Source organism: Isoptericola luteus (genome assembly GCF_020297055.1).
GTDB lineage: Bacteria > Actinomycetota > Actinomycetes > Actinomycetales > Cellulomonadaceae > Isoptericola > Isoptericola luteus.
Genome location: NZ_JAIXCQ010000001.1, coordinates 243,659 through 266,199 on the forward strand (window position 1 = coordinate 243,659; position 22,541 = coordinate 266,199).

Sequence of the window (22,541 nt, forward strand, 5' to 3'; positions counted from 1 at the left end):
TGGTGGCATCCGCCGTCTCGACCTGCCCGGGAGCTCGTGTGTCCTCCGTCCTGTACTCGCTCGGCCGCTGGGCGGTCCGGGCACGCCGGCTCGTCGTGGTCGGCTGGCTGCTCGTCCTCGTGGTCGTCGGCGCCGCCGCCGGCCTGCTCTACCAGGGCTTCGACAACTCGGTGACGATCCCCGGGACGGAGTCGCAGGAGGCCCTGGACAGCCTCGCGGGCACATTCCCCCAGGTCAGCGGCGCCTCCGCACAGATCATCGTCGTCGCACCCGAGGGCGCCACCATCGAGGACGACGGCGTCCGCGGCCCCGTCGAGGACGCCGTCGAGGAGATCGCGGACCTCGAGCAGGTGTCCGCCGTCGCGTCGCCCTGGGACGAGGTGGGCGGCGCCTCGGTGAGCGACGACGAGCGGTCCACGCTCCTGACGGTCCAGCTCGACGGCGACCAGTCCGTCATCACCACCGAGACCAAGGACGCGCTGGCCGCGACGACCGACGACCTCACCGCGGCGCTGCCGGCCGGTGCGCAGGCGAGCCTCGGCGGCCAGCTGTTCAGCACGGAGTTCCCCCACTTCAGCCTCGTCGAGGTGGTGGGGCTCGTCGTGGCGCTCGTCGTGCTGCTCATCACCCTCGGCTCCTTCGTCGCTGCCGGGCTCCCGCTGATCAACGCGTTCCTGGGCGTGGGCATCGCGATGCTGGTGCTGCTCTCGACGACGGCGCTCGGCGCGATCAACTCCACGACGCCCATGCTCGGCGCCATGCTCGGCCTCGCCGTCGGCATCGACTACGCCCTGTTCATCGTCTCGCGGCACCGCGACCAGCTCCGTGACGGGCTCGGCGTCGAGGAGTCGATCGCCCGGGCCACCGCGACGGCGGGCTCGGCCGTCATCTTCGCCGGCCTCACGGTGATGATCGCCCTCGTCGGTCTCGGCGTCGCCGGCATCCCGTTCCTCACGGTCATGGGTGTCGCGGCCGCGGCCACCGTGGGACTCTCGGTGCTCGTCTCCCTCACGCTGCTGCCGTCGCTGCTCGCGTACGGCGGCGAGCGGCTGCGGCCCAGGCCGCGCCGCGAGCGCAAGGCCGAGGAGCGCACGGCCGGGCGGCGCAAGGGCCGTCGTCAGGCGCCCGCGACCGGCGCCCACGAGAACAGGTTCTTCGCGGGGTGGGTGGGCGCCGCGACCCGCTACCCGCTGCTGACGATCGTCGTCATCGTCGGCGCCATCGCGGCCCTCAGCTGGCCCGCGACGGGCCTGCGGCTCGCGCTGCCCGACGCCGGCTCGCTGGCGGAGGAGAACCCCGCCCGTGTCACGTACGACCTCGTGGCCGAGGAGTTCGGCGAGGGGTTCAACGGGCCGCTCATCGTCACCGGCTCGATCGTCACGAGCAACGACCCGCTGCAGCTCATGGATGACCTCAAGACCGAGATCGAGGATCTGCCCGGGGTCGCGGACGTGCCGCTGGCCACGCCCAACGAGACCGCGGACACCGGCATCATCCAGGTGGTCCCCACGGGCGGCCCGGACTCGGAGGAGACCAAGGCTCTCGTCGAGGAGATCCGGGGCCTGCACGACCACTTCTACGAGACCTACGGCGTGGACCTGTCCGTCACCGGGTTCACGGCGGTCGGCATCGACGTGTCCGACAAGCTCGGGGAGGCGCTGCTGCCCTTCGCGTTCGTCGTGGTGGGTCTGTCGCTGGTGCTGCTGACGATGGTCTTCCGCTCGATCTGGGTGCCGGTCAAGGCGTCGCTCGGCTACCTGCTGTCCGTCGGGGCGGCGTTCGGGACCGTGGCGCTGGTGTTCGAGAACGGGGTCTTCGCCGAGGCGCTGAACGTGACCCGCCTGGGCCCGGTGATCAGCTTCATGCCGATCATCCTCATGGGCATCCTCTTCGGCCTGGCCATGGACTACGAGGTGTTCCTCGTCTCGCGCATCCGCGAGGACTACGTGCACGGCGGGGACGCCCGGCACGCGATCCGTACCGGCTTCCTCAGCTCGGCCAAGGTGGTCACCGCGGCCGCCGTCATCATGTTCGCGGTGTTCGTCGCCTTCGTGCCCCAAGGTGACATGACGCTCAAGCCCATCGCTCTCGGGCTCGCCGTGGGCGTGGCCGTCGACGCGTTCGTCGTGCGGATGACACTGGTGCCGGCCGTGCTGGCGCTGCTCGGCGACCGCGCCTGGCACATGCCGCGCTGGCTCGACCGCGCGCTGCCCACGTTCGATGTCGAGGGCGAGGGGCTGACCAAGGAGCTGCGCCTCGCGGACTGGCCGGAGCCCGGTGCCCGCGACGCCGTCGTGGCCCGCGACCTCGAGGTCGCCGGCCCCGGGGGCCCGGGTCGCGGCGTGCCCGTCGTCGGCCCGGTGAGCGTGCGCGTCCCGGAGGGCGGGACCCTGTGCGTGCACGGCGACGCCGCTGCCCCCGTGACGGCGCTGCTGCTCGCGCTCGCCGGCCGGATGGCGCCCGACGCCGGCGCCGTCAAGGTCACCGGGCTGGTGCTCCCCGAGCGGGCCATGTCGGTGCGCGGCCGCGTGGCCGTGGTCGACGGCGTGGCCGAGGGTGGGCGTCCCGCCCCCGCCGTGGACGCCGCCCTGCGCGACGGCGCGAGCGTCGTCGTCGTGGACCGCACCGAGGCGGTGGCGGACCGGCCGGAGCGGGAGGCGCTCGTCGGCGCCCTCGCCCGGGCGCGCGCCGCCGGGGTCGCGGTGCTGCTCGGCGCCAGCGGCGTCGACGCCACGGACCTGCTCCCGGGCACGTCGGGCGTCGCCGTGCTCGACGTCGGCGGCGGCTGGGGCGCGCCGACGACGCTCACCGGGGCCGACGTCCCGCCTCCGGTGGAAGCTTCCCCCGAGCACGCCACCGACGACCTGATCGACGAGGACACCCACGTGCAGGAGGTGCGGGCATGACCGCCCCGACCAACGTCACCCGGAACACCGCCCCCGCCCTGGCCGGCGCGGTCCGCCGCGACCCGTGGCGCATCGCGGCCGTCGCGCTGCTGCCCCTCATGGTGCTGGGACTCCTGCTCGCCGCCCTGTGGAACCCGCAGGACCGGCTGGACACGGTCCCGGCCGCCATCGTGAACCTCGACGAGCCGGTGGAGGTGGACGGCCAGACCGTGCCGCTCGGCCGCCAGCTCGCCGCGGGCCTGGTGAGCGGCGGTGAGACCGCCGACGGCGCAGCGGCGGCCGTCCCGGCCGACGACGCCACCAACTTCGCGTGGCAGATCACCGACGCGGACAGCGCGGCCGCGGGGCTGACCGACGGCACGTACGCCGCCGTCGTCACCATCCCCGAGGGCTTCTCGGCCGCCGCGACGTCGTTCGGCGGCGAGGACGCCTCGCAGGCCCGCCAGGCCACGATCGACGTCAGCACGGCGCCCGGCGGGCGGATCGCGGACGACGCCCTCGCCCGGGTCGTCGCCACCACGGCCACGTCGGTGATGTCGAGCACCCTCACCGAGACGTACGTGGACAACGTCCTCGTGGGCTTCGGGGACCTCGCCGACGGCATCGGCGAGGCCCAGGACGGCGCCTCGCAGCTCGCCGACGGCGCGGGAGACGCGGCCGACGGCGCGGGCCAGCTCGCCGACGGCGCGGGCCAGCTCGCCAGCGGGGCGGATGCCGCGGCGACCGGCGCGTCGGGCGTCGCGTCGGGCGCGTCGGGGCTCGCGGACGGCGCGAGCCAGCTCTCCGGCGGGGCCGCCCAGCTTGCCGACGGCGCGGGTCAGGTCGCCGCCGGGGCGCGCGGCATCGCCGGCGGCATCGGTGAGAGCGCGGCCGGCGCGGACGACCTCGCCGCGGGCGGCGACGAGCTTGCCGCGGGGGCGGCCAAGGTCGCGGAGGGCAACCGCATGCTGGCCGACCAGGTGGCGGCCATTGACGAGGTCGTGCCCGACGTGGCCGCCCTCGAAAAGTCGCTGGCCGACGCGGATCGCCAGGCGCACGAGCTCGCGGCCGCCGCGAACGACGCCTTCGGGTGCGGCACGGACCCGTCGACCGCGGCGTGCGAAGCGCTCACGGAGATGCTCACCGCGATGCAGACCGACACCGACGCCGTGCAGGACACGGTCGACGGCATCATCGAGGCGCGTACCCAGCTCGACGGCCTCGCCGACGCGACCTCCCAGCTCGCGACCGGCGCCGAGGGCGTGGCCGGCGGCATCACCGGCATCGCGGACGGCAACCGTGAGCTCGCGGACGGCCTGCGCCGGCTGCAGGGCGGCGCGGGGCAGGTGGCCGACGGCGCGGACGGTGTCGCGTCGGGGGCCAGCGGACTCTCGGGCGGTGCCGGCGAGCTGTCCGGCGGGGCGGGGCAGCTCGCCTCCGGCGCGTCGGAGCTCTCGTCAGGAGTGGGCCAGCTCGCCGACGGCGCCGACGGCGTGTCCACCGGAGCGGGCGACCTGTCCGACGGCGTGGGGCAGCTCGCGGACGGCGCGGGCGACCTCGCGTCCGGCCTCGGGGAGGCCGTCGAGCAGATCCCGTCGTACACGGACGACGAGCGCAAGACCCTCGCGCAGGTGGTGGCGGACCCGGTGACGGGCCCGTCGGTGGACAGCCTGAGCATGGGCGCGTCCGGGCCGCTGTTCGCCGTCGTCGCCCTGTGGCTGGGCGCGCTGGCGCTGCTCACGGTGTTCCCGCCGGTCGCGGCGCGCGCCCTGGGGTCGACCCGCGACTCGCTGCGGCTCACGCTGTCGGCGTTCGCGCTGCCCGCGCTCGTCGCCGTGGGCACGGGCGTGGCGGTCGGCGCGATCCTGGCTGCGGTGGAGCATCTGAGCCTCGGCGGCTGGCTCGCCGCGACCACGATCGGGGCGTTCGCGTCGGTCTGCTTCGTCGCCGTGCACCAGGGCTTCCTGGGCCTGCTGGGCAACCTCGGGCGGGGGATCAGCCTGCTCATCGCGGTGCTCATCATCGCGACGGGCGTGGTGTCGACCGTGCCCGCCGTCATGCAGACCGCCGTGGACGTGCTGCCGATCGGCGCCGCGCGCGACGCGCTGGTGGCCGTGGTCGTCCCCGGTGCGGGCGGGCTGGGGCTCGCCCTGGCGGGCCTGGTCGTGTGGGGCCTGGCCGGGATCGCGCTGACCACGCTGGTCACCGCGCGGGGCCGGAGGCTCGGGGTGCGGGCGCTGCTGCGGGCCTGACCGCGGCCTTTTCGGGCCGCGGCCGGCCGCGGCGGTCCTCGCCGTCCTCGTGGTCGTTGGCCCGGCCCGCAAGGACCGCGGCCCGACGCGCGGGCAGCAGGCCGAGCACCAGCCCGAGCGCGGTGAGGACCGTCCCGGCGACGGCGTGCGGTGTCACGGCCTCGGTGCCGAGGGCGATCGACGTCGCGAGGGCCGCCACGGGCATCAGCCCCGCGAACAGCCCCGCCCGCGCGGCACCGATCCGCGCGAGCCCGCCGTACCAGAGCAGGAACGCGACGGCGGTGACGACCACGGCGAGGTAGGCGAGGGCGGCCAGCTCCTCGGCGCTGGGGACGGCGAGGAGCGGGCCCGGGGCCAGGAGGCCCAGGACCACGAGCTGCGGCACGGCCGCGCAGCACGCGTACGCGGACACCCGCAGCGCGCCGAGGGACGGCAGCAGCGGTACCGCGACCAGGGAGAACGCCGCCTCGCAGGCAAGGGCTCCCGCCGCGAGCGCCAGCCCCAGCGGGTCGGCGGACCCGAACCCCTCGATCAGGACGACGCCCGCCGTCACCGTGGCGGCCGCCGCGAGGGTGCGGACCGCCGGCCGCCGTTCGCGCACGGCCTGGGTGACGGCGAGGACCACGGGCGTGGCTCCCACGACCGCGCCGACGAGCGACGGGTCGGCGTGCCGGGTGGCGAGCACGACGAACACGCTGAACCCGGTCAGGCCCGTCGCGGCGAGCGCGGTCAGCCGACCGGCCTGGCGCGGGCTCGGCAGCACGAACGGCAGCCGGCGCCACCGCAGCACGGCGAGCAGGCAGAGGGCCGCCACGGCGTACCGCACCGCCTGGCCGCCGAACAGCGGGTACGTGGACAGCGCGGCGGAGGCCACGATCGAGGCGCCGACGATCGACATGGCCACGGCGCACCGGAGGGCGGGGGCCAGGGACGCGGAGGAAGGCATGGCGTCGACGCTACGGACCGGCTGGCCCGGGCAGCAGGGCCACCTCGTTGCTGGTTCACTGGGCCAGATGATGCGGATGCAGCCTGACGACCTGGCCCTCGCGCTCGGCCCCAGGCCCCGGGCCGACGTCGGCGCCTGGCTGCGTGACGGGCTGCGCGACGCCATCCGGTCGGGACGGCTGGAGGCGGGCCTCGCGCTGCCGTCGGCGCGCGCGACCGCCGCCGAGCTGGGCGTCGCCCGGGGCACGGTGTCGGCGGCGGTGGACGAGCTGGTGGGGGAGGGCGCCCTCGTGAGCCGGCCGCGGTCGGGCGTCGTCGTCGCGGACCTCGCGCTGCGCCCGCCCGCCGAGGCGCGCGCCGCGGCGTCCTCGGCGTCGTCGGCTCCCGCGCCTCCCGCGCGGCCGGCCAGCGTCGGGACCCCGGACCCCGCCCTCTTCCCGCGTCCCGCCTGGGCGCGGGCGACCCGCGACGCGCTGCGCGAGCTGCCCGACGCCGGCCTGGGGTACCCGGACCCCCAGGGCCTGCCCGCGCTGCGCGAGGCGCTCGCCACGCACCTGCGCACCACGCGCGCGGCCCCGGTGGCCGCGGACGACGTCGTCGTGGTCAGCGGTGTCGCGCAGGGTCTGTCCCTGCTCGGCGAGGTGATCGCCGGGTCGGGCGGGCCCACGCCGCCCCCGGGTCGTCGTCGAGGACCCCGCGTCGGCCGGCGCCCTCGCCCAGCTGCGGGACGCCGGGCTGCAGACCGTGCCCGTCCCGGTCGACGACCACGGGATCCGGACCGCGGACCTACCGGACGCTGTCGCCGCGCTCGTGACGCCGGCGCACCAGTTCCCGCTGGGCGTCGTGCTCGCCCCGGAGCGGCGCCGCGAGCTGGTCGCGTGGGCGCGCGAGGGCGACCGGCTCGTGCTGGAGGACGACTACGACGCCGAGCTGCGGTACGACCGTCAGCCGGTCGGGGCGCTGCGCGGCCTCGACCCGGAGCGCGTGGTGCTGATGGGCTCCGTGTCCAAGCTGCTGTCCCCGGCGCTGCGCCTGGGATGGGTCGTCGCGCCGCCCGAGCTGCGGGCTGCGCTGGTGGACGCCAAGCGCCGCGCCGACCTGGGCTGCTCCGTGCCGGAGCAGGCCGCGTTCGCACGGCTCGTCACCACCGGCGCGTACGCGCGCCACCTGCGCCGGACCCGCCTGGTGTACAAGCACCGGCGCCAGGTGCTGCTCGCCGCGCTGTCACGCGCGGTGCCGCACCTGCGGGTGGAGGGGGTGGCCGCCGGCCTGCACCTCGTCGTGCGGCTGCCGGACGGCGATGTCGAGGCTCGCGCGGTGGCCGGGCTGCGCCGGTGCGGGGTGCCCGCCGACCCGTTGTCCGCCGCGTCGGAAGGCGCCGCGTCCTGGGGCGCCGTCGTGGGCGTGGCGAGGGTTCAGGGGGCGGCGGTCGGCGACGTGGTGGAGGTGCTGCGCAGGTCCCGGTGACCCGAGCGTCAGCGGCAGGGGCGGGTGGCGATCCGCCAGCGGGTGACCAGGGTCGAGTCGGCCCGGCGTCGGGCGGCTCCGCCCAGGTGGGCGACGGTGCGGTGCTCCAGGAGCGCGGGCAGGTTGTGGTCCAGGGCCCAGCGCAGGGCGGTGCTGACCTGGTCGCTGCTCGGCACGGTTCGTGTTGCTCTCACGGCATGCAGAGATGTCCGACTCGCCGGTTTGTGACATGGTCTGTGTCACCAGCGTGGGTCAGACTCGCGGCATGGATCTCACGGAGGCGCGCAAGGCCAAGTCCGAGCTGGTGGATCTTGCCCGTGACCTGGCCGAACGGCACGGCGTCCCCACCCCTTACGGCGCCGGGGCGGACGTCGCGCCCGCCGACATGGTCCGGGCGCCGACCCTCTCGCTCGGCATCGCCCCGCAGGAGGACGGGTACGGGATCGCGGTCCGCTACCGGCTCGGCATCCCCACGGCGCGGGCGTTCGTGCGTCGCGTCAGCGCGGAGATCGGGCCGCGCGCCGACGTGCGCCGCACGGGCCGCATCCGCACCCTGAGCTGGGGGAGCCCCCGCCCGCCGGTCGCGACGGCGCTCGCCGCCGGGGAGACGGACCGGGTGCGGCCGCTGCGGCCGGGGGTCTCGATCGCGCACGTCGACGTCACCGCCGGGACGCTCGGCGCGTTCGTGGTGCGGGCCGACGAGCCCGGCGCCCGCTACGCGCTCTCGAACTTCCACGTGCTCGCCGGGTCACTGGCCGCGCAGCCCGGGGACGTCGTCGTGCAGCCGGGCCCCGCCGACGGCGGCCGGTCGCCCGCGGACCGGGTGGGCACGCTCGCCCAGGTGGTGCCGCTGGCCGAGGGAGGGCCCGCGACGGTCGACGCCGCATTGGCCCTGCTCGACGACGGCATCGGGATCGACCCCGCGTACCCCGTCGGTCCCGTCACCACGACGGCCGTGGCCGCGGGCGGGGAGACGGTCGAGAAGGTCGGACGCACCACGGCGCGCACGCACGGCCGGGTGACGGCGATCGAGCTCGACGACGTCGTCGTGGGCTACGGCGACGACCTGGGCGTGCTGTCGTTCGACGGCCAGATCGAGGTGGAGGCCACCGGCGACGGCCCGTTCTCCCGCGGCGGCGACTCCGGGTCCCTCGTCTACCGCGAGGACGGCGTGGCCCTGGGGCTGCTGTTCGCCGGCTCCGAGACCGGTGGTGCCAACGGCACGGGCCTGACCTACTGCAACCCCATCGACGCCGTCCTCACCGCGCTGACCGTCACCCTCTCGCCGAGATAGAGAGGTCAGACCTTCGAGATAGAGAGGTCCCCCGCCGAGATAGAGAAGCCCCCTCTCTATCTCGGTACCGAAGGGTCTCTATCTCGGCACGGAAGGGTCTCTATCTCGGCGGGCTGGGGCTCGTCAGGCCCAGGTGAGCAGGTCCTCGCCGTGCTCGACCGCGGTGCCGACCTGCGCGAGCGCGTCGACGACGTCGGCGGACGCCTCGAGCGCCACGACGGGGCAGACGGCGGACTTGCCGCCGTCGCGCACGGCGGCCGGGTCCCAGGTGACCAGCACGGTGCCGCGCTGCACGACGTCGCCCTCGCTGACGTGCGTGGTGAACCCTTCGCCGCCGAGCTTCACCGTGTCGATGCCGAGGTGCACGAGCACCGCGCGGCCGTCGTCGTGCTGCACGACGAACGCGTGCGGGTGGAGCTTGACGATCTTGCCCGCGATGGGCGCGACGGCTTCGGTGCCGCGGACGCCGTCGGGCTCGATCGCGAGCCCCGGTCCCACGAGCCCGGCGGCGAAGACCGGGTCGTCCACCTCGGACACGTCGACCACGGTGCCGGTGACGGGCGCCAGCACGGTGAGTGCCGCCATCAGCGCAGGTCCTCGATGTCGGAGGCGAGGGTGTCGGCCTCGGGCCCGACGATGACCTGGATGGCGATGCCGGAGCGCACGACCGCGATGGCACCGGCGGCGGTGAGCGCCGAGTCGTTCACCTTGGCCGGGTCGGTGACCTCGACGCGCAGCCGCGTGATGCACGGCTCGAGGTCGATGATGTTGTCGTCGCCGCCGAGGGCGTCGAGGATCTGCTGTGCCTTGCTCATGATGCTCCTTGGATCTGCTCGGGCTGCTGGGTGACGGTGCCGGGGCCTGCGGGTGCGGGGCTCACATGAGCTCGGCGAGGTCGGAGGCGATCGTGTCCACGCGGGGCCCCACGACGACCTGGACGACCCGCCCGTTGATCATCACGCCGAACGCCCCGGCGCGCCGCAGGAGCGCGGGGTCGACGAGGGCGGGGTCCTTGACCAGCGAGCGCAGGCGGGTGGTGCAGGGGTCGATCTCGTCGATGTTCTCCACGCCGCCGAGTCCGGCGAGGATCGATGCGGCGATGTCGGCGTCGGACGGGGTCATCGGGGGCTCCCTTCGGGGACGCGTCCGGCCGGCGTCGTCGCGGCCGGGGCGGAGGCTCGGGTACGGGGCACGAGCGTGGGGCGGGCCTCGCGGAGCGGTACGAACACGCTGTACCGGTCGCCGCGGTAGCTGGCCCGCGAGTACATCAGGGGGGCGTCGCCGCCGAAGGTGCGGCGGCTGGTCCGCATGACGGCGTGCGACCCCTGCATCTGCAGGGTCTCGCGCTCCTGGGGTGTGGCGTCCGCGGCGGTGATGGTCTCCTCGCCCCAGGTGGGGTCGAGGCCGCGGGCGCGCAGCGCGCCGTAGATGCTCTCCGGGACGCCGTCGGAGAGCAGGTCGGGGGCGAGGTCCACCGGCACCCACGTCTCTTCGAGGCTCATGGGCGTGCCGTCGGCCGTGCGCAGCCGCAGGACGAAGTGCATGGGGGTCGCGACGTCGCGGTCGAGGGCCTCGGCGACGGTGCGCGGCGCGGGGACGACGGCGGTCTCGAGGATGTCGGCGCCGGGGGTCAGGCCGCGACGGCGGGCCTCCTCGCCGAACGTGGTGAGCCGCATCTCGAAGTCGGCGCGGGGCGGGGCGACGAACGTGCCGCGGCCCTGGGCGCGCTCCAGGATCCCCTCGGTGACGAGGGCGTCGACCGCCTGGCGGACCGTCATCCGGGAGACGCCGAACCGCTCCGTGAGGCTCCGCTCGGAGGGGACGGCGTCCCCGACCGAGAGCTCGTTCGCGACGAGCTCGGAGAGGTAGGCGCGCACCGCGAGGTACTTGTGCTCGCTGCCGCGGTCCCGCGCCCTGACCATCGTCGTGTCCTGTCCTGCTGGTGTGCTCCGGTGCTCACCGGGCGGAGTCCCGGGGGTTGACACATCATGAGGTCTAGACCACTCTTCCTGCAAGTGGTCCAGACAACTTGGTCCGGACCCTCGGCAACGGCGCCGCAGGCGTCGCGACACTGCCGCCGGACGACGACCGCCCGGGCCAACTGCATGCCCACCCGCCCGATCAGGGCCACCCCACGGAGGAGAACCATGACCACGGTCGCTGAGACCAAGGAGAAGCGGGGCTTCCCAGGCCTCGCGCAGCTGCAGCGCGTCGGACGCTCGCTCATGCTGCCGATCGCCTCGCTCCCTGCCGCCGCGCTGCTGCTGCGGCTCGGTCAGGCCGACATGCTGGGCGCCGACGGTGTCGCCGGGACCCTGCCCTGGATGCAGCCCGTCGCCGACGTGCTCGGCGCCGCCGGCAACGCCCTGTTCGCCAACCTGGCCGTGATCTTCGCCCTCGGCGTGGCGGTCGGCTACGCCCGCAAGTCCGACGGCTCGACGGCGCTGGCCGCGCTCATCGGCTACTTCGTCTTCTCGGGCGTCAGCACCGCCCTGTCGCCCTACGTGCTGGGCAAGCCCGACCAGGTCCTCGCCGAGGACGTCCTGGACACCGCGGACCCCGGGGCCGTGACCGCGGCGCAGAACGGCGACTTCACCGAGCTGCTCACGCACGCGATCACCGTCGGCGGGACCGCCCCCGGGCAGAACGTCATCAACTACGGCGTGCTCGGCGGCATCGTCATCGGTCTGACCGCCGCCCTGCTGTACCAGAAGTACTACCGGATCAAGCTGCCCCCGTACCTGGCCTTCTTCGGCGGCCGCCGCTTCGTCCCGATCATCACGGCCGGCGTCTCCGTCCTCATCGCCGTCGTCGGCGCCCTCGTGTACCCCGCGTTCGACTGGCTCATCAACGACCAGATCGGTGGCTTCGTCACCGGCTCCACGATCTTCGGCGCATTCATCTACGGCACGCTCAACCGGCTCCTGGTGCCGATCGGCCTGCACCACCTGCTGAACTCGCTGCCCTGGTTCCAGTTCGGGGAGTACACGGACGGCAACGGTGCCGTCTGGCAGGGCGACATCGCCCGCTTCCTGCACGGCGACCCGACGGCCGGCACGTTCATGACCGGGTTCTTCCCCATCATGATGTTCGCGCTGCCCGCCGCGGCGCTCGCCATCATCCACACCGCCAAGCCGCAGAACCGCAAGGTCATCGCCGGCGTGATGGGCTCGGCCGCCCTGGTCTCCTTCGTCACCGGTGTCACGGAGCCGCTCGAGTTCGCGTTCGTCTACGTCGCCTACCCGCTGTACGCGATCCACGCGGTGCTCACCGGTACCTCGATGGCGCTCGTCAACGCGCTCGACATCCGCAGCGGCTTCGGCTTCTCCGCCGGCGCCATCGACTACCTGCTGAACTTCCGGATCGCGGAGATGCCGCTGCTGCTCCTCCCGATCGGCCTGGCGTACGGCGCCCTGTACTACTTCCTGTTCCGCTGGGTCATCACCAGGTGGAACCTGAGGACGCCGGGCCGTGAGGACGACCCGGAGGCCGCGGCCGCCGTCGTCGGCGAGTCCGCCGCCGTCGGTGCCGCCGTGCCCCCGGTGACCGCGGAGACCGAGCGGACCCCGGAGACCGGCACGCCGCCGGGCGACTCCCGGGCGGCGAGGGGCGAGGACCCGGTCTGATGAGCACCACCCTCACCGGTGCCCCGGTGAGCCCGGGGCGGGCGACCGGCGTCGTCGTGACGATGCCGGCCCCCGTCCCGGAGCCCCCGGAGGGGACCGTCGCACCGGCCGAGGCCGAGGCCGCCGTCGATCGACTGGCGGCGGCGACCGACGCCGTCCGTGAGCGGCTCGAGGCGCTGGCCGGCACCGCGACCGGCACCGCCGCGGAGGTGCTCACCGTGACGGCCGCGATGGCGGCCGACCCGACCCTCGCCTCGGACGCGCAGCGGCGCGTCCGGGACGAGGGCCGCACTCCGGAGCGGGCGGTGTGGGACGCGGCGAACGCGCTCGCCGCCCAGCTCGAGCCCCTCGGCCCGCCGCTGAGCGAGCGTGCCCGCGACGTGCGCGACGTGCGCGACCGCATCGTCGCGGAGCTCACGGGGGTGCGCCCCCCGGGCGTGCCCTCGCCCGGGCACCCGTTCGTGCTGCTGGCCGAGGACCTGGCGCCGGCCGACACGGCCACGCTCGACCCGGCCGTCGTCGTCGCCATCGTCACCAGCGGCGGCGGCCCGACGTCGCACACCGCGATCCTCGCGCGGGCGCTGGGCATCCCGGCGGTCGTCGCGGTCACCGGCGCCCTGGAGCTCGCCGAGGGCGAGCGGGTCGTCGTCGACGGCGGGGCGGGCACCGTGGTGCGTGACCCGTCCGACGCCGAGGTGGCGGCCGCCGAACGTGCGGTGCACGTCGAGCGCACCTTTGACGGCCAGGGCCGCACGTCCGACGGGCACCGCGTGGAGCTGCTGGCCAACGTGGCCGACCCGGCGGCCGCGAAGGCGGCCGTCGACGCGCACGCCGAGGGCGTCGGGCTGTTCCGCACCGAGTTCTGCTTCCTCGGCCGCGACACCGAGCCGCCGGTGGCGGAGCAGGTCGAGGCCTACCGCGGGGTGCTCGGCGCGTTCGCCGGGAAGAAGGTCGTGGTGCGCACCCTGGACGCGGGGGCGGACAAGCCGCTGCCCTTCGTCACCGCCGACGACGAGCCCAACCCGGCGCTCGGCGTGCGCGGCCTGCGCACGGCCGCCGGCCACCCCGAGGTGCTGGACCGCCAGCTCCAGGCGATCGCCGAGGCGGCCGCGGCCGAGGAGGCCGACGTGTGGGTCATGGCGCCGATGGTGGCCACGACCGCGGAGGCGCTCGGCTTCGTCGACGCCTGCGAGCGGCACGGGCTGCGGCGGGCGGGGGTCATGGTCGAGGTGCCCGCGGCGGCCCTGCGGTCGCGGTGGATCTTCGCCCACGCGCGGTTCGGCAGCATCGGCACGAACGACCTCGTGCAGTACACGATGGCGGCGGACCGGATGCTCGGTCCGCTCGCGGCGCTGTCGACGTCGTGGCAGCCGGCCGTGCTGGAGCTGGTCCGGTCCACCTGCGAGGGGGCCGCGCAGCACGCGCGCCCGGTCGGGGTGTGCGGGGAGGCGGCGGCCGACGCCGTGCTCGCGCCCGTGCTCGTGGGGCTCGGCGTGAAGTCGCTGTCCATGACGCCGCGGGCGCTCGCGGACGTCGCGGCCGTGCTCTCGCGGGTGTCGTTCGCGCACTGTCGCGCCCTGGCGCACCTGGTGCTCGAGGAACCGGACGCCGACGCCGCGCGCGCCGCCGTCCGGCGCGAGCTGGCGGACGTCCTGGAGGAGCTGGCCCTCTGACCTGCCCTCTTCGGCTGAGTGTTGTGAGCGGGCGTTTGGCCCCCTTCTCGTCCGAGAAGGGGGCCAAACGCCCGCTCACAACACTCAGCCGAAGAGGGCGGCGCCGTACTTCAGCAGCACCCCGGCGGCGAGCAGCAGGAACCACGCCGCGGTGAGGATGCCGAACGCGCCGGACCGCACCAGGGACATGGCCCAGGACTGCAGCCACCGGGGCCAGTAGAGGTTGTCCTCGAGGATGTTCCAGTGGAGCATCGAGACGAACACGAGGGTCGTCGAGACGGTGATGGTCAGGCACCACGGGCACAGGGCGCCGATGACGAACATCGACTGCCAGAAGAGCCAGTAGGCGAAGACGAGGCCCAGCAGGTAGACGGTCTGCGCGGCCGTCATGAACCACCGCGGGAACCGCACCCCCGCCAGCCCCGACACCGCCACGGTGATGACCACGGACTCCGCGACGAGCCCGAGGAACGCGTTGGGGAACCCGAACAGGCTCGCCTGCCACGACGTCCCCACGGCGCCGCAGGACAGCACCGCGTTGATGTTGCACGACAGTGCGGCGTCCGGGTTCGCGGCCAGCTCCACCGCGTCGACCGACAGCACGAACGCGGCGACCAGGCCGATCAGCGCCCCGACGAGCATCTCCCCGAACAGCCAGCGTGCCGAGTGGAAGAAACCGCCGGGTCGCTGCGTCACGGCGTCAGGCTACTTCCTCCTGCGAGAGGAACTCGACGAGGGCGTCGAGGGCGGCCGTGGCGTCCGCGCCGTCGGCGTCGGTGCTCAGCACGACCTCGTCGCCGGCCCCTGCGCCGAGCGTCATGATGCCGAGGATGCTCGCGGCGTCGACCGGGTCGCCGCCCGTCTTGGCGATCTGGACCCCGACGGGCTGGGCGCCGGCCTTCTGGGCGAACAGTGCGGCGGGGCGTGCGTGCAGGCCCTCGGTGATGGCGACGACGACGGTGCGTTCCACGGTTCCTCCGGTGCGACAGGTGGTCTGGACCAGTTCATCGTAGGGATGCCGCGGGCGGTTGGGAAGGGGGCTCAGCCGTCGCTCTGGCGCGCGCGCTCGATCGCCGACCCGACGGCGTCGAGCAACCGCTCCAGCGGCCCCGTCAGCGGGCCCCGGCTCGACGTGTCGAAGCCGCCGGCGTTCCAGATCCGCGTCATCGTCGGGTAACGCTCCTGGTCGAAGTAGTCCACCCAGAAGCTGCTCATCGACGTCCAGTACTCGTCGTTGCTCTGCCCGGAGCTCGCCTTGTCGACGGCCTCCGCGACGGCCGCGCGCGCGAGCCCCCGGACGAACGCGTCGAGCAGCCCGACGATCTCCACCACCTGCGCCTCGGGCAGGCCCGTGTCGACCAGGGTGCGCAGACCGGCCTCCTGGGCGTCCAGGACCGACGGCGTCGGCGGGAGCCGCCACATGCTCGTCTGCAGGATCCACGGGTGGCGCCCGAAGAGGTCCCACTGCTGGTGCGCGTACCGGGTCAGGCCCTCGCGCCAGCCGGTGCCCGGGTCGGGCAGGTCGAGCTCGGCGAAGGCGCGGTCGATCATGAGGTCGACCAGCTCGGTGCGCCCCGGCACGTACGTGTAGAGGGACATCGCGCCGACGCCGAGCCTCGCCGCGACCTTGCGCATCGACAGGCCTTCGAGGCCCTCGGCGTGCGCCACCTCGATCCCCGCCCCGACGACCTGCTCCAGCGTGAGCCGCGCCTTGCGCCCGCGCCCGGACGGCTGCGGCGGGTCCCACAGCAGCGCGAGGCGCCGCACGACGTCGGGCGGGCGGGGGACCTGTTGCTCCGCCTCGGGGTCCTCGGCGTGCGGCTCGGCGTTCGACATGCCCGCATCCTCCCACCGTGGCGGCTGGGTCGAGGGGTGGGCCGAGGTGGCTGTCGGTGCCTCGGTCTAGCCTCGAACCATGATCCAGTACAGCGTACGAGAGTGGGTGGGACGATGATCCGAGCACGGGGACTGACCAAGACGTTCCGACGGGGCAAGGAGGTGGTCGAGGCCGTCAAGGGCATCGACGTCGACGTGGCCGAGGGCGAGCTCGTCGCCTTCCTCGGCCCCAACGGGGCGGGCAAGTCGACGACCCTGAGGATGCTGACCTCGCTGCTGGAGCCGACGGCGGGCGAGGCGGAGGTGGCGGGGCACGACGTCGCCCGCAGCCCGGCGCAGGTGCGCGCCAGGATCGGGTTCATCGGGCAGGGCAACGGCGGCGGGTTCAGCTACCGGGTGCGCGACGAGCTGCACAACCAGGGCCGGTTCTACGGCCTGTCGTCCGCCGTCTACACCGAGCGCGCGGCCGACCTCCTGGCGGCCCTGGAGCTGGGCGGGCTCGAGAAGCGGTCGGTGCAGTCGCTCTCCGGCGGTCAGCGCCGCCGCCTGGACGTGGCGCTCGGCCTCATGAACCACCCGCCCCTGCTGTTCCTCGACGAACCCACCACGGGCCTCGACCCGCACTCGCGGGCCAACCTGTGGGAGCACATCTCGGCGATGCGCGAGCGGTACGGCATGACGGTCGTGCTCACCACGCACTACCTCGACGAGGCGGACAGCATGGCCGAGCGCGTCGTCGTCATCGACCACGGCCAGATCATCGCGGACGCCGCGCCGGACGCGCTCAAGCGCGAGCACGCCGACGACCGTCTCACGCTCGTCGTCGACGGGGACGAGGCCGCCGTCCGGCAGGCGCTCCCCGTCGGGCTCGGCGAGGTGACCACGCGGCCCCACGACGGGGGGCTGATGGTCCAGGTCGCGACGGCGCACGGCGCGGCCGCCCTGCCGGGGGCCATCGAGGCGCTGCGCCTCGCCGGCGTCCCGACCACGTCGGCGGACGTGCGCCGGGCCAGCCTCGACGACGTCTTCCTCAACCTCACCGGACGCAGCCTGCGAGAGGAGGCGGCAGCATGAGCCGCCCGACCGATCCCCCGACCACGACCTCCACGATCGTCACGCCGGCGCCCGTCCACGAGGCTCCGCGGATCGTCAGCCGCACCGGCCCGGGCAAGTTCCTCGCGGACACGGGCGCCGTGTTCACGCGCGAGATCCTGCTGGTGCTGCGCGACCCGTTCACGCTGATCTTCTCGCTGCTCCAGCCGCTGATCTTCCTGGGGCTGTTCGGGCCGCTGCTCACCGGCACGTTCGGCGGCGGGTTCGGCGGCGAGGGCGCCAGCACCGCCGACACCCTGCAGTGGTTCGTGCCCGGCGTCATCGTGATGATCTCGCTGTTCGGCACCTCGATGGCGGGCTCGAACCTGCTCTACGAGATCATGACCGGCTCGTACGAACGGGTGCTCGCCACGCCGCTCGACCGGTCGGCGATCCTCGTGGGACGGGCGCTCAAGGAGTTCGCGCCGCTGCTGGTGCAGGGGCTGCTCATCGCGGTGGTGTGCATCCCGTTCGGGTTCCGGTTCCACGTGCTGCCGGCACTCACCGGTCTGGTGCTGCTCGGCATCTTCGGCATCGGGGTCGGGGCGCTGTCGCACTCGCTGGCGCAGGCGGCCAAGGGCCGCGAGTGGCTGTTCTGGGGGGTGCAGCAGTCGTTGCTGTTCCCGCTGCTCATCCTGTCCGGGATGATGCTGCCACTCGAGGCCGCGCCATCGTGGATGCAGACCGCGGCGCTGTTCAACCCGCTCACGTACATGGTCGACGCCGAGCGGGCGCTGTTCGCCGGCACGTTCGACGACCCGGCGGTGCTGTGGGGGGCCGTGGCGGCGGCCGTGACGTGCGCCGTCGGCCTCGTCGTCGGCATCCGCTCCACCCGCAGGGCGGTCTGAGCCCCGCCCCGCGGATCGAGGTACCCGTGCCGAGATCGACCTTCAGAAGGTCGATCTCGGCACGGGTACCTCGATCTCGCGGGAGGAGACCTCAGCGGCCGGTGTTGTTCATCTCGTCCGGGTGCGAGCCGACGCGCTCGCCCCGGTCCAGCGCGGTGATGTCGGCCAGGTCGGCGGCGCTGAGCTCGAAGTCGAACAGGGCGAAGTTCTCCTCGATGCGCGACGGCGTCACCGACTTGGGGAAGACGACGTCCCCGCGCTGCAGGTGCCAGCGCAGCACCACCTGGGCGGGCGTGCGGCCGTGGTCGGCGGCGATGCGCACGATCGTCGGGTCCGCGAGGACGGCGCCGCGCCCGAGCGGGGACCACGCCTCCGTGACGATGTCGTGCTCGGCGTCGACGGCGCGCACGTCCTCGTTGCCGAGCCACGGGTGCACCTCCACCTGGTTGACGGCCGGCACCACCGTGGTCTCCGCGAGCAGGCGGCGCAGGTGGTGGGGTTCGAAGTTGGAGACCCCGATCGCCCGGGCACGCCCCGAGCGGTAGATCTCCTCCAGGGCACCCCACGCCTCCACGTACCTGTCCACGGCGGGCAGCGGCCAGTGGATGAGGAACAGGTCCACGTGGTCCAGCCCCAGCTCGTCGAGCGAGCGGTCGAACGCGGCGTGCGCGTCGTCGTGCGCGTGGAACGCGTTGTTGAGCTTGGTGGTGACGAACAGCTCGTCGCGCGCGACGCCGGACGCCGCGATCGCCTCTCCCACGCCCCGCTCGTTGCGGTACATCTGCGCGGTGTCGAGATGCCGGTAACCCGTCTCGAGGGCGGTCAGCACCAGGTCGCGGGTCTGCTCCGGCGGGATCTTGAACGTGCCGAAGCCGAGCTGCGGGATCGTCGTGCCGTTGTTGAGGGCAAGGGTGGGGATCGTGGTGCTCATACGTCCCATCCTGTCCCGCGCCGGGAGTCCTCGCAGCGGCCGTCGCGGGACCGGCGATCGAGATGACCGGCGTGCGTGATCGATCCCATCGCGCCCGCACTGGCCCGCGGGCGCCCTTCAGGAGCACGCTGGGAGCGTCGTCCCGGCCGCCCAGCGGCCACCCCGCGAGGAGGTCCGATGTCGCTCGACCAGGTGCTGCCGGACCCGCCGCCGTCCGAGGTCCAGGTCTACTTCGCGTCGTCCGCCTCGGGGATGGTGCGGCAGTTCTGCGAGCGCCTCGGGCGGCCCGCGCACGACCTGGCCGACCGTGAGGTGCGCGGGTCCGTGCCCACCGGCCCGTGGGTGCTCGTGACGCCGTCGTACAAGACGGGCAACCCGGACAACGACACCCTGCCCGAGCCGGTGCGCCGGTTCCTGCGCCACCCCGTCACACGCCGTCGACTGGTGGGCGTCATGGGGTCGGGCAACCGCAACTTCGGCACGCACTACCAGGCGGCCGCCCGGCAGGTGGCGCAGGCGTCGGGGCGCCCGGTGCTGTTCGAGTTCGAGCTCCAGGGCACGCGGTGGGACGTCGAGCAGGCACGCGAGACCCTCGCCGCTCTCGACCGCCGGATCCGGGCAGGGCACGCGCGGACGCCCGCCTGAGCCCGGCGGGGTGGCCCGGCGTCGACGACGCGCCGGACGTCAGCGTGGACCGGCCGCCCCGCCCGGAACCGCACCCGCCCTGCACCCACCCCGTACCCACCCCGTACCCACCCCTGGGCCGGGCGTCGGCGGCGGGGGCACAATAGAGGGACCCGGAGGTGTTCCATGGTCACGATCGACAAGGCACGGGCCGCCAAGCCCGCCCTGCGCGCCGCGCTCGAGAGCGTCGAGGGGGTGTGCGGCGTCGGGCTCGCCCAACGCGGCGACGAGTCGGACTGGGTGCTGCGGGTCAACGTCTACACGCTGAGCGCCCGCAAGGACGTCCCCCCCGTCATCGACGGCGTCCCCGTGCAGGTCGCGGTCGTGGGAGCGGTCACCGCCCTCTGACGCAGGGACCGTGGGCGCCACCGCCACCTTCCGGCAAGGCTCGAATGCTGCGGGTATGACCGTCCGCCTGCTGCTGGAAACGCTGGCGCAATGGCTCGCGGCACACGCCCGGCCACGATGAGGTGGGTCGGGTGTCTCCGCACGCGCCGCCTCCGGGCGGGCTCGGGCCGTGCCAGCCGCCCCACACGATGCCCCAGAATGGCCGGGTGGCTTCCTCGTCTCGTCTGCCCCGTGTCCGCGCCTCCGAGCTGGTCGGGCGCGGCTGGCTCAACACCGGCGGGCGCGACGTCTCGCTCGCGGACCTGCGCGGCAAGGTCGTGGTGCTCGACTTCTGAACGTCGTTGACAGTAGCACTAAACTTTCCCCATGACGACGGACGCGCCGACCCCGGGAAGGTGCTGCGCCCTTTACGTGCGCCGCTCCTCCGCTGCGAAGACCGGAAACCGGACACTCGCCGAACAGGAGGCGGAGGCGCGCGCCCTCGCGACGAGGGAGAGCCTTCACGTTGTTGAGGTCTACGCGGAGCGGGAGGGGACCGGAGCGTCCGCGCGGAGTGGCAAAAAGCGGCCTCAATGGGAGGCGGCCCTCGCCGCCCTCGACAAGGGCGACCGTTTCCGGACGGTGATTGCCTACGCCCTCGATCGCGCCGACCGTCGCGGCGCGGACACGCTCGGGAACATGCTCACCAAGCATGCCGCGACGGGCCGCCGCGTCTTGACGTGCGACGGCGTCGACACGTCCGACGAGAAGCAGCGCATGACGACCATCATTCGCGGCGAGGTGGCGCGCGATTACTCGGAGCGTCTCGGAGACAACATTGCCCGGACGAAGCGCTACCGCCGCGAGGAGGGTCGTTGGCTGGGTGGCCGCCCGCCCTGGGGGCTCCGCGTCGAGTCGGTGCCGGACCCTGTGACGGGTGACCCCGTAAAGACGGGTCGCTTGGTGCATGACCCTGTGACGTATCCAGAGGCGCGCAAGGCGGCCGAGGCTCTCCTTGCGGGCGCGTCCTTGTGGTCGGTCGTGAACGATTTGAACGCGCGCCAAGTGACGCCCCTTGCCTCCGGCGTCGAGTGGGGCGCGCGGGTCACCCGCAAGGCTCGCAATGGCCCGGAGGACGTGGTGAGCGCGCCCCAGGGCTGGAGGGTGCCGAGCCTGGCGAACCTCGTACGTCAACCGTCGTGGGCAGGGCTGCAAGGCATCCGTCACCGCAAGCGGGATGGGGACGGGAAACTCCTGCCGTGGCCCGCTGTCGCCGAGGTCTACCGTTCGACGGAGACGGGCGAGCCCGTGAGCATCGGTGAAGGCGTGGTGACGCCCGAGGAGCGGCTTCTCATCCTCGCGCACCTCGATGCCCGGACGGCAGAGGCCGTTGGCGCGGTGCCGACCGTCCAGGGTCGGCCCCGTCGTCACGTCGCCAATCAACCAACGTCGCTTTTGGGTACACGCCTCGTGTGTTCCTCGTGCGGCTCCCGGTGCGTCGTGAACAATGCGAAGAAGAAGGACGGCACGCGGTATCGCTATTACCGTTGTTCCTCCGCGGCCCAAGGCGGGAGCCGCTGCCCCGGCTTTTCGGCCCCGCTCCTCGACCTAGACGACTATGTCGGCTGGCGAGTGCGCTCGTACATTGCGAGCCTCACGCCGGAGGATGACGCCCTATGGGCCGCTTCCGCGGTGTGGGCCGCGACCGAGGATCCAGCCACTCGCGACGCGCTGAAGAGTGCGGAGGCCGCCTTGAACGCCGCCCGGGCGAATTTGGAGCGCATCCGGCGCTTGGTGGCCGCGGGTGTCTTCCTGGAGGAGGACGCCGCGGTCGAGATGCCCCGTGCCCGAAAGGCGGTCGAGGTAGCCGAGCGGGACGTCGCCGATGCTGGCGGAGGAACGCCCGACGTTGGAGCACTCCTCGACGCTGCGGGTACGGAGGATGCGTGGGAGGCCCTAGACACGCTCGCACGTCGCCGCGTGATCGAGTCGGTCGTGGAGCGCGTGACCGTCACCCGTGCTGGTCGGCGCGGCGTGAGGTTTTCTCCGGAGCGCGTGACGGTCACCTGGGCGCATACCTCGGCGCCCATCGACGCTGATTCCACCGGTGCCCCGTCGCCCGTCTCGGATCGTCCGTGGGGAGAGAAGCGGCGAGGCGGCTTGAAACGCTGACGCCCTCTTGCGGCCCTGAACGAAGGCTCGACGCCCGATCCCCGGGCGCCAGGCTTTCGTCGTCTCTACAGATTTGTCTGCATTTCCTAGGGCGTCATACGCGCCGGGTGCGGTCGCCGGGGAAGGCGTCCCGCTCATCCTCGTTTACTCGGGTGTACCGAATGGCTACATCCCTATGTTCTCTCTCTAGACGACGACGTCTTGAGAGAGAACATAGGGATGTAGCCATTCCGTACACCCCGCCATACCCCACCCGGCACCCGTTCCACGGCGACGCGGCGGGCGGCGTGCGAATTAGCACCGGAAGCCGGCTAGTGGCCGCTACGGGCAACCCCCTGCGCACTGTCTCTACGGAGAACGAATCGCGCGACGCTGCCGAGCGCCGCCCCGGCTGAACTTGGAGGCCACCCGCTATGACACCGAGGCACTGCCACGCACCGGACTGCACGGAGGGCCTCCTCCCAGGCGTTCGCCGTGATGCACGGTACTGCTCTTCACGTTGCAAGGCG

The 22,541-nt window shown here is 73.6% G+C and carries 21 protein-coding genes and 2 pseudogenes; 13 read left to right on the top strand and 10 right to left on the bottom strand.

Going from position 1 to position 22,541, the window contains the following annotated elements; translation table 11 throughout:
* Positions 1-38: 38 nt before the first annotated feature.
* Both LEP48_RS01155 and LEP48_RS01160 read left to right on the top strand, forming a co-directional pair.
* On the top strand, positions 39-2,906 hold the full coding sequence (locus LEP48_RS01155) for an MMPL family transporter (protein ID WP_225563681.1): 2,868 nt from the start codon (positions 39-41) through the stop codon (positions 2,904-2,906).
* A complete protein-coding gene (locus LEP48_RS01160) occupies positions 2,903-5,137 on the top strand; it encodes a YhgE/Pip family protein (RefSeq protein ID WP_225563682.1) in 2,235 nt (744 codons plus the stop codon). Before LEP48_RS01155 ends, LEP48_RS01160 begins: the two co-directional genes overlap by 4 nt.
* Here LEP48_RS01160 and LEP48_RS01165 read toward each other — a convergent pair.
* Complete coding sequence (locus tag LEP48_RS01165; RefSeq protein WP_225563683.1) at positions 5,088-6,083, bottom strand: DMT family transporter; 996 nt, start codon at positions 6,081-6,083, stop codon at positions 5,088-5,090. The genes LEP48_RS01160 and LEP48_RS01165 overlap by 50 nt on opposite strands.
* Before the next feature lie 76 nt (positions 6,084-6,159).
* Between LEP48_RS01165 and LEP48_RS18910 the strand changes: the two are divergent.
* Positions 6,160-6,390, top strand: a pseudogene (locus LEP48_RS18910) (GntR family transcriptional regulator); the annotation flags it as partial.
* 379 nt (positions 6,391-6,769) lie between these two features.
* Positions 6,770-7,549 (top strand): annotated as a pseudogene (locus LEP48_RS01175) (aminotransferase-like domain-containing protein); the annotation flags it as partial.
* 8 nt (positions 7,550-7,557) lie between these two features.
* On the opposite strand, the gene LEP48_RS01180 reads toward LEP48_RS01175, so the two are convergent.
* Positions 7,558-7,725, bottom strand: a complete 168-nt coding sequence (locus LEP48_RS01180) for a hypothetical protein (RefSeq protein WP_225563684.1) — start codon at positions 7,723-7,725, stop codon at positions 7,558-7,560.
* 89 nt (positions 7,726-7,814) lie between these two features.
* On the opposite strand from LEP48_RS01180, the gene LEP48_RS01185 reads away from it, so the two are divergent.
* A complete protein-coding gene (locus LEP48_RS01185) occupies positions 7,815-8,843 on the top strand; it encodes a chymotrypsin family serine protease (protein ID WP_225563685.1) in 1,029 nt (342 codons plus the stop codon).
* Between the two features lie 123 nt (positions 8,844-8,966).
* Here LEP48_RS01185 and LEP48_RS01190 read toward each other — a convergent pair whose 3' ends face one another.
* The 4 genes from LEP48_RS01190 to LEP48_RS01205 form a co-directional block, all read right to left on the bottom strand.
* Positions 8,967-9,428, bottom strand: a complete 462-nt coding sequence (locus tag LEP48_RS01190; protein ID WP_225563686.1) for a PTS sugar transporter subunit IIA — start codon at positions 9,426-9,428, stop codon at positions 8,967-8,969.
* Positions 9,428-9,658 carry a PTS sugar transporter subunit IIB gene (locus LEP48_RS01195; protein ID WP_225563687.1) on the bottom strand — a complete coding sequence of 77 codons (231 nt, stop codon included), beginning with the start codon at positions 9,656-9,658 and terminating at the stop codon, positions 9,428-9,430. The genes LEP48_RS01190 and LEP48_RS01195 overlap by 1 nt, the downstream gene beginning before the upstream one ends.
* A 61-nt stretch (positions 9,659-9,719) precedes the next feature.
* Complete coding sequence (locus tag LEP48_RS01200; RefSeq protein ID WP_225563688.1) at positions 9,720-9,965, bottom strand: PTS sugar transporter subunit IIB; 246 nt, start codon at positions 9,963-9,965, stop codon at positions 9,720-9,722.
* The gene (locus LEP48_RS01205; RefSeq protein ID WP_225563689.1) at positions 9,962-10,765 is read right to left on the bottom strand and encodes a GntR family transcriptional regulator; all 804 of its coding nucleotides are present in this window, start codon (positions 10,763-10,765) and stop codon (positions 9,962-9,964) included. Before LEP48_RS01205 ends, LEP48_RS01200 begins: the two co-directional genes overlap by 4 nt.
* Before the next feature lie 225 nt (positions 10,766-10,990).
* Here LEP48_RS01205 and LEP48_RS01210 point away from each other — a divergent pair, with 225 nt between their 5' ends.
* Positions 10,991-12,469, top strand: a complete 1,479-nt coding sequence (locus tag LEP48_RS01210; protein ID WP_225563690.1) for a PTS transporter subunit EIIC — start codon at positions 10,991-10,993, stop codon at positions 12,467-12,469.
* The gene (ptsP, locus tag LEP48_RS01215) at positions 12,469-14,142 is read left to right on the top strand and encodes a phosphoenolpyruvate--protein phosphotransferase (protein ID WP_225563691.1); all 1,674 of its coding nucleotides are present in this window, start codon (positions 12,469-12,471) and stop codon (positions 14,140-14,142) included. Before LEP48_RS01210 ends, ptsP begins: the two co-directional genes overlap by 1 nt.
* An 84-nt stretch (positions 14,143-14,226) precedes the next feature.
* On the opposite strand, the gene LEP48_RS01220 is transcribed toward ptsP, so the two are convergent.
* The 3 genes from LEP48_RS01220 to LEP48_RS01230 all read right to left on the bottom strand — a co-directional run bounded on the left by LEP48_RS01220 (position 14,227) and on the right by LEP48_RS01230 (position 15,978).
* Positions 14,227-14,838 (bottom strand): vitamin K epoxide reductase family protein, encoded by a 612-nt coding sequence (locus LEP48_RS01220; RefSeq protein WP_225563692.1) that lies wholly within the window; start codon positions 14,836-14,838, stop codon positions 14,227-14,229.
* A gap of 4 nt (positions 14,839-14,842) precedes the next feature.
* A complete protein-coding gene (locus LEP48_RS01225) occupies positions 14,843-15,112 on the bottom strand; it encodes an HPr family phosphocarrier protein (RefSeq protein ID WP_225563693.1) in 270 nt (89 codons plus the stop codon).
* Between the two features lie 71 nt (positions 15,113-15,183).
* Entirely contained in the window at positions 15,184-15,978 is a 795-nt protein-coding gene (locus tag LEP48_RS01230) for a TetR/AcrR family transcriptional regulator (protein WP_225563694.1), read from the bottom strand.
* 114 nt (positions 15,979-16,092) lie between these two features.
* Here LEP48_RS01230 and LEP48_RS01235 point away from each other — a divergent pair, with 114 nt between their 5' ends.
* Together LEP48_RS01235 and LEP48_RS01240 are read left to right on the top strand one after the other, a co-directional pair.
* The gene (locus tag LEP48_RS01235) at positions 16,093-17,052 is read left to right on the top strand and encodes an ABC transporter ATP-binding protein (RefSeq protein ID WP_225563695.1); all 960 of its coding nucleotides are present in this window, start codon (positions 16,093-16,095) and stop codon (positions 17,050-17,052) included.
* Positions 17,049-17,918, top strand: a complete 870-nt coding sequence (locus LEP48_RS01240) for an ABC transporter permease (RefSeq protein ID WP_225563696.1) — start codon at positions 17,049-17,051, stop codon at positions 17,916-17,918. The genes LEP48_RS01235 and LEP48_RS01240 overlap by 4 nt, the downstream gene beginning before the upstream one ends.
* Positions 17,919-18,009: 91 nt before the next feature.
* Here LEP48_RS01240 and LEP48_RS01245 read toward each other — a convergent pair whose 3' ends face one another.
* On the bottom strand, positions 18,010-18,849 hold the full coding sequence (locus LEP48_RS01245; RefSeq protein WP_422723786.1) for an aldo/keto reductase: 840 nt from the start codon (positions 18,847-18,849) through the stop codon (positions 18,010-18,012).
* A gap of 177 nt (positions 18,850-19,026) precedes the next feature.
* Between LEP48_RS01245 and nrdI the strand changes: the two genes are divergently transcribed.
* From nrdI to LEP48_RS01260, 4 genes are all read left to right on the top strand, one after another.
* Positions 19,027-19,494 carry a class Ib ribonucleoside-diphosphate reductase assembly flavoprotein NrdI gene (gene nrdI / locus LEP48_RS01250; RefSeq protein WP_225563698.1) on the top strand — a complete coding sequence of 156 codons (468 nt, stop codon included), beginning with the start codon at positions 19,027-19,029 and terminating at the stop codon, positions 19,492-19,494.
* A gap of 165 nt (positions 19,495-19,659) precedes the next feature.
* The gene (locus tag LEP48_RS01255; protein WP_225563699.1) at positions 19,660-19,881 is read left to right on the top strand and encodes a hypothetical protein; all 222 of its coding nucleotides are present in this window, start codon (positions 19,660-19,662) and stop codon (positions 19,879-19,881) included.
* Positions 19,882-20,087: 206 nt separating this feature from the next.
* Positions 20,088-20,216: a hypothetical protein gene (locus LEP48_RS18315; RefSeq protein ID WP_255640479.1), complete on the top strand. Its 129-nt coding sequence runs from the start codon at positions 20,088-20,090 to the stop codon at positions 20,214-20,216.
* A gap of 31 nt (positions 20,217-20,247) precedes the next feature.
* A complete protein-coding gene (locus tag LEP48_RS01260) occupies positions 20,248-22,032 on the top strand; it encodes a recombinase family protein (protein ID WP_225563700.1) in 1,785 nt (594 codons plus the stop codon).
* Positions 22,033-22,541 lie beyond the last annotated feature (509 nt).

Bases quoted from the DNA above. Each gene is read 5' to 3' on its own strand.
- LEP48_RS01160 (WP_225563682.1), top strand. From the start codon at position 2,903: ATGACCGCCCCGACCAACGTCACCCGGAACACCGCCCCCGCCCTGGCC.
- LEP48_RS01165 (WP_225563683.1), bottom strand. From the start codon at position 6,083: ATGCCTTCCTCCGCGTCCCTGGCCCCCGCCCTCCGGTGCGCCGTGGCC.
- LEP48_RS01185 (WP_225563685.1), top strand. From the start codon at position 7,815: ATGGATCTCACGGAGGCGCGCAAGGCCAAGTCCGAGCTGGTGGATCTT.
- LEP48_RS01190 (WP_225563686.1), bottom strand. From the start codon at position 9,428: ATGGCGGCACTCACCGTGCTGGCGCCCGTCACCGGCACCGTGGTCGAC.
- LEP48_RS01195 (WP_225563687.1), bottom strand. From the start codon at position 9,658: ATGAGCAAGGCACAGCAGATCCTCGACGCCCTCGGCGGCGACGACAAC.
- LEP48_RS01200 (WP_225563688.1), bottom strand. From the start codon at position 9,965: ATGACCCCGTCCGACGCCGACATCGCCGCATCGATCCTCGCCGGACTC.
- LEP48_RS01205 (WP_225563689.1), bottom strand. From the start codon at position 10,765: ATGGTCAGGGCGCGGGACCGCGGCAGCGAGCACAAGTACCTCGCGGTG.
- LEP48_RS01210 (WP_225563690.1), top strand. From the start codon at position 10,991: ATGACCACGGTCGCTGAGACCAAGGAGAAGCGGGGCTTCCCAGGCCTC.
- ptsP (WP_225563691.1), top strand. From the start codon at position 12,469: ATGAGCACCACCCTCACCGGTGCCCCGGTGAGCCCGGGGCGGGCGACC.
- LEP48_RS01230 (WP_225563694.1), bottom strand. From the start codon at position 15,978: ATGTCGAACGCCGAGCCGCACGCCGAGGACCCCGAGGCGGAGCAACAG.
- LEP48_RS01235 (WP_225563695.1), top strand. From the start codon at position 16,093: ATGATCCGAGCACGGGGACTGACCAAGACGTTCCGACGGGGCAAGGAG.
- LEP48_RS01240 (WP_225563696.1), top strand. From the start codon at position 17,049: ATGAGCCGCCCGACCGATCCCCCGACCACGACCTCCACGATCGTCACG.
- LEP48_RS01245 (WP_422723786.1), bottom strand. From the start codon at position 18,849: ATGAGCACCACGATCCCCACCCTTGCCCTCAACAACGGCACGACGATC.
- nrdI (WP_225563698.1), top strand. From the start codon at position 19,027: ATGTCGCTCGACCAGGTGCTGCCGGACCCGCCGCCGTCCGAGGTCCAG.
- LEP48_RS01255 (WP_225563699.1), top strand. From the start codon at position 19,660: ATGGTCACGATCGACAAGGCACGGGCCGCCAAGCCCGCCCTGCGCGCC.
- LEP48_RS01260 (WP_225563700.1), top strand. From the start codon at position 20,248: ATGACGACGGACGCGCCGACCCCGGGAAGGTGCTGCGCCCTTTACGTG.